The organism is Zooshikella harenae (genome assembly GCF_018837975.1).
Taxonomy (GTDB): Bacteria; Pseudomonadota; Gammaproteobacteria; order Pseudomonadales; family Zooshikellaceae; genus Zooshikella; species Zooshikella harenae.
In genome coordinates this window covers 1-997 of the sequence record NZ_JAGSOY010000282.1, presented here as the reverse complement: position 1 = coordinate 997, position 997 = coordinate 1, and the positions used below count along the sequence as shown (strand labels likewise).

At 45.1% G+C, this 997-nt stretch carries 1 protein-coding gene; it reads right to left on the bottom strand.

Annotated elements, in window-relative coordinates:
• Positions 1-997: RHS repeat-associated core domain-containing protein (locus KCG35_RS25640; RefSeq protein WP_215822691.1), on the bottom strand; the 997-nt coding region annotated here is incomplete at both ends.

Genomic DNA, 997 nt, shown 5'->3' with positions numbered 1-997 from the left:
AAGCCTAATGCGTCATCATAACGTTTGGTGGCATAACGGTAAGGTTGGTTAAGAGTGCCATTGCTGGCCGTGAGCTCACCATAAGGCGAATAATCATAGGCGGCCACCAGTTCATTTTGCTGATTGACCACACCAATGACATTACCGCGTGGATTATAGAGATAATAATAATAATGGGCATTATTTTCTGTCAGGCTTAACAGGCCACCAATACCACCACCGTTATGCGCACCCCAAACATATTCACGGGTAATGGTATTGTCTGCATTTCGCTCCTGTAGCACTAACCGATTGTGTCGTATTAATCGGGTTGTCTGTTTGAGGTCTCCACCCGCATAAACCTGAATTTCACCTAATAGATGGTCTGCACCATAGCGGTAACGCCGTTCATGCGCAGTACCCTCGTTATCAGTCCAGTTAATGGTGCTTAAGCGGTTTTCTGCATCGTAGGCAGCGGTAAAGGTGTAACCGGCTTTGGTACGACCTGTTGTGCGGTTTCCATCTTCGTCATGAACAGGCTCAACAGCATGCTTACCCTTAATGTCCGTTAGCTGGTTCAGTTCATTAAAGGCACTGGTTTCAAGTTGCTCTTCTTCAATTTCAGCTTCTAAAGGAACTTCATATTCCTCTTTGGCTAATAAGTCTTGTGCATTATATGTCAGCTTAAAATACGCCAGTGTGGCTTCTTTGCCTTTATGGTGGCTTATTAAATCCAGACGATTCACATTGTCATAGTGATATTGCGTGACTAAATTGCTTGGAAAAACCAACTGACGGGGTTGAGGGCTGACACCTTGGTAGCGGTAAATAAATCGCTGATCACCAGCTTCAATAACACTTAACCGTCCCTGCCCATCAAAATACCGCGCAACGCTTTGGCCTTTGCTGGGCACAATTTTATGCAATGCCCCTGAACTGTCGTATTCATAGGTCAAGGTGTCATCGTCCCAAGGTCCATCAATCGAAGCAAGTTTGCCACTTGTGGTATAGGTGTATT